This window comes from Nonomuraea cypriaca, from assembly GCF_015645445.1.
Classification (GTDB): domain Bacteria; phylum Actinomycetota; class Actinomycetes; order Streptosporangiales; family Streptosporangiaceae; genus Nonomuraea; species Nonomuraea cypriaca.
Window position 1 is genome coordinate 1 of the sequence record NZ_JADOGI010000439.1, and the last position, 3,491, is coordinate 3,491.

The 3,491-nt window shown below is 66.1% G+C and carries 4 protein-coding genes and 1 pseudogene; 1 reads left to right on the forward strand and 4 read right to left on the reverse strand.

Features of this window, described 5'->3' with window-relative positions:
- Positions 1 to 128: 128 nt before the first annotated feature.
- Positions 129 to 488 carry a hypothetical protein gene (locus ITP53_RS54460; RefSeq protein WP_195903330.1) on the reverse strand — a complete coding sequence of 120 codons (360 nt, stop codon included), beginning with the start codon at positions 486 to 488 and terminating at the stop codon, positions 129 to 131.
- 253 nt (positions 489 to 741) lie between these two features.
- Here ITP53_RS54460 and ITP53_RS61785 point away from each other — a divergent pair.
- Positions 742 to 837: pseudogene (locus ITP53_RS61785) on the forward strand (hypothetical protein); the annotation flags it as partial.
- A 489-nt stretch (positions 838 to 1,326) separates the two neighbouring features.
- Here the strand turns inward: ITP53_RS61785 and ITP53_RS54470 are convergent.
- The 3 genes from ITP53_RS54470 to ITP53_RS54480 form a co-directional block, all read right to left on the reverse strand.
- Positions 1,327 to 2,046, reverse strand: a complete 720-nt coding sequence (locus ITP53_RS54470) for a ParB/RepB/Spo0J family partition protein (protein ID WP_195903332.1) — start codon at positions 2,044 to 2,046, stop codon at positions 1,327 to 1,329.
- A 116-nt stretch (positions 2,047 to 2,162) separates the two neighbouring features.
- Positions 2,163 to 2,354, reverse strand: coding sequence for a hypothetical protein (locus ITP53_RS54475; protein ID WP_195903333.1), 192 nt, complete (start codon positions 2,352 to 2,354; stop codon positions 2,163 to 2,165).
- A 365-nt stretch (positions 2,355 to 2,719) separates the two neighbouring features.
- Positions 2,720 to 2,899 (reverse strand): hypothetical protein, encoded by a 180-nt coding sequence (locus tag ITP53_RS54480; RefSeq protein WP_195903334.1) that lies wholly within the window; start codon positions 2,897 to 2,899, stop codon positions 2,720 to 2,722.
- Positions 2,900 to 3,491: the final 592 nt, after the last annotated feature.

Sequence of the window (3,491 nt, forward strand, 5' to 3'; positions counted from 1 at the left end):
AGACATGGTGATCAAGCTCCGCCGCGTCATCATCGCCGAACGTTTTCGGCCCCAAGCCCCCTACCAGGCCACACCCGAAGAAACCCAGGCCGTCCTCGCAGCCTGGGCCGCCGCCGAAACATGATCATCTACAAGTGCGAAACACGAGCCACCTCGCAGGGGTCAGTGATCTGCGCTGCGATCACCTGCTCCAAAGCCGCATACCAGGCGTCAGCGTCAAGCGCCGACGCGGGTTCGGCCCGTACGGCACGCGAGCCCTCGATCGTGACCAACCCTGCCGCCACCGCGGTCAGCCAAGCCCGCTGCACCTCCGGCACATCGCTGAGGCGTCGGACCTTGGCCGGACACGCCACCCCGAGCGCCAGTGCGGCGTCGGGCACCAGCGCCGGTTTGATCGCGATCGATGGCGTGACCGCCCGACCGGCCCCCACCCAGGAGGCCAGGGCGTGGGCGGCTGTGAACACCGGACTCTCGGCGACGGAGGGCATGGCGGCGAGCGTATCGCCTCGCCGATCTCAAGGTGCGGCCCCCGGGACACCTGGAGGCGTAAAGTCAGCGGGTGGCTACCGAAAGCGCAGGATGCAGTCGGTGCGGGCGGCCGGCCCGGATTCACCTGAACCCCGTGGGCATGCTCTGCGACGCCTGCTGGAACTCGTGGATGTGTGACCGTACGGGGCATGACCCGCTGCCACCGCCTCCACCGCCTGAGATGTCGTCGATCCTGACCGACGACCGCATGTCCTGGCCTACCGCCTCACTCAGGGCGCCACCGGCATCGACGCCGAACTCACGGAAGTCGGCGTCGAGGAAGGGTATGCCTTCCGGGCACTCGCCGACCCCCACGCCGACCCGCAACGCGCCCTTGACCACGTGCGGGAGACCGCCCGCCGCGAGATCGGCAGGCAATACCTGAAGCGCAGCCCGTTCACCGGCGAGATGACTATCGCCGACCGCGAGGTACGCGGCAGGATCATGGCCCAGCAGCGACGACCGCTTGTTCACGATCTTCAGGGCGGCCTCGACGGCGTTGACCTCGCCCTTGATCACTCGGGGCCAGACGGACGCCATCATGCGGTCGAGCCGGTTGATCTCCAGGTGCAGCAGCTCCTCGGCCGCCATCGCCTCCTGCTTGGCGGCCCGCTTCAACGCGTTCGTGACGTCATTGGCGACGAGCTGCGGCGAGGAGTAGTTGAGCCGCTGAGCGATCACCGCGTTGCTGACCCCGGCGATCCGCATCTGCAGCGCTTGGTAGCGCCGCTCGTGCCGGGCCAGCTTCGTCTGGGCGTCTTCAGCCATGAGGGGAGCCGCCTTCCAATTCAACCAGCGTTACCGCTGGCGCTCTGCGTGTGTCCTCAGCGCCGCCACCACGATCTCCGCAAGCGGCGCCTCCCCGTCCCGGCTGCGGATGTCCGCGACCAGGCCTGTCACCTCGTCATGCTGGGCGGCCGTCAGCGGCACGATCAGCTCGACCGTTGAACCCGTCTTCGGGCGAGGAGGTGGAGCAGCGGCCGCGGCCTGCTCGAAGTCGTCGCCCTCGTCCTCGTCGGCCTGGTCGTCCTCGTCGTCGTCGAGGTCGCCACCGACAGGGTCCGGGGCTGGCGCGGGCCTTGGCGTGGCGGGCTCGTCCTGCACGATCTCGATGTCGTCGCCGAGGCCGTCGAGCAGGTCCGCGAGGTCCTCGTCCCGCCACCCAGTGCCGTCCAGGTCGGGCAGGCCCGACAGGAGCTCAGCGAGCTTGGCGTCATCATACGAACCGTGCTCAGCCATTCTGTTGTCGGCCAGGAGGATACGGAGCGCGGTCTCGTCGTCCACATCGAGCACCACAGCGGGCACGTGCTTCAGCTTCGCCTTGCGGGCACCGAGCCAACGGTGCTCACCAGCGATGATCCGAGACTGGGACTTCTGGACGATGACGGATCCGTAGAAGCCGTGTCGCCTGATCGACTCGGCGATGAGGTCCACGTCGCCCTGGTGCGGGTTGTCCGGGTGCGGCTCCAGCTCGTCCACCCGGACGATGCGGTACTCCTGCGCGGCGATCTCCGCCATCAGCCCTCCCCTGACGCCCTCGGGAGGGCCAAGTAGTCGACTATTCTGACCTGCGGCTTTGCGCGTTTCCGCAGGTCAGACTTCCAAGAGGTCGTCATCCCCGCTGACCTGCGGAGTCACGGCGTTTCCGCAGGTGGCGCGGTGAAGTCGTCGAACGGTACGTGGTCCACCACATGCGGCAACTCGGGCTCGACGATCTCGACCGTCTGCTCAATCACCCAGACGCCCCGCGCACCGATCTGCTCCGCGAACACCGCCAGGGACGGCTCCGACCAGCCGCCATCGCCGTCGCGCTGCACCTGGTCCACTGCTGGCTGACCATGGCCGAGCCGCTGGCCCCGGATCACTCTGTGTGATCCGGGGCCTTGCTGCTGAACGACTTGACGGGTTTTTTGGGTTCGTTGAGGTGCAGGAGATTGTAATCGTGGGCATGTCTGATGCTGTCCGGATGCCTATCGAGATAGGGCGTCGGATTTTTGCGTCGATTACCCATGAATGGAAACGAAAACACGTGAATACTGAAATTCGGCAATCGCGGACGCCGCGCCACAGGCGTATCGCGACGCTAGCTCTGGCCGCTGCGGCCGCCGGTGTCATGTTCGTTCCGCTAGGCCAGGGATTGGCGAGCGCGAGCGCGCGCTCCGCCTCCCTCCATGCCAACGCTGGGTACGTCTCAACGGAGAAGCTGGCCACAGGCTGCCCGCGCCTCGGCTGGTGCGGTGACGACTTCGATCACCACCACGGGTTCTGGCCTCACCACAGGTTCCACCACCACGACGACGACCACAACCACCACGGGTTCTGGCCCTTCCACAAGTTCCACCACCACGACGACAACCACCACCACCACCACGGTTGGTAGCCCGTGGCGCACAGGTACGGACGAGAAGGCCCGCCCGGGGATGGGCTCCGCGACGACGGCCTCACCGGAGGGCGCGGGCGTCTCTATAACACTGCGATCGGCGATTGAGTCGAAATCGTTCTCGCCTGCTCGAAAGGGTGGACGACGAATGCCGTGACGAATTATTTCGTCACGGCATTCGTCGGCTCGGGGTCATTCGGGCGAGCGGACTGAGCGCGCGGTCACCGGCCTGCCTATTCGCTGACCGCCACGCGCGTTTCTGGCGGTCGCTTTCTTGCTTGTTCTGCCTCAGTTCTGCCCGAGGGCGGCCAGCAATGGCAAATGACTACAAGTGACGACAAGGGTTTCCCCAGGTAGAAGCGGGCTTCCCGGGGAGAAGCCGCAGATTGGGTTTCGGCGTGCCGAAGATTTATACGATCTTCGAGGGCACGTCGGAGATCCAGCGATTGATGATCAGCCTCAATCTTTCACGATCTTGAGTGGGTCTGTTCCGCCTCTGGTTGATCATGGTTTAGGGCGCCGTCAGGGTTGACGAGCATGCCGGAAGCCCGGCGGGGCGCGCCGGTATGGGCCCTGGTGTCCC

Excerpts from the sequence above, each read along its gene's own strand:
- ITP53_RS54460 (WP_195903330.1), bottom strand. The coding sequence starts at position 488 with ATGCCCTCCGTCGCCGAGAGTCCGGTGTTCACAGCCGCCCACGCCCTG.
- ITP53_RS54470 (WP_195903332.1), bottom strand. The coding sequence starts at position 2,046 with ATGGCGGAGATCGCCGCGCAGGAGTACCGCATCGTCCGGGTGGACGAG.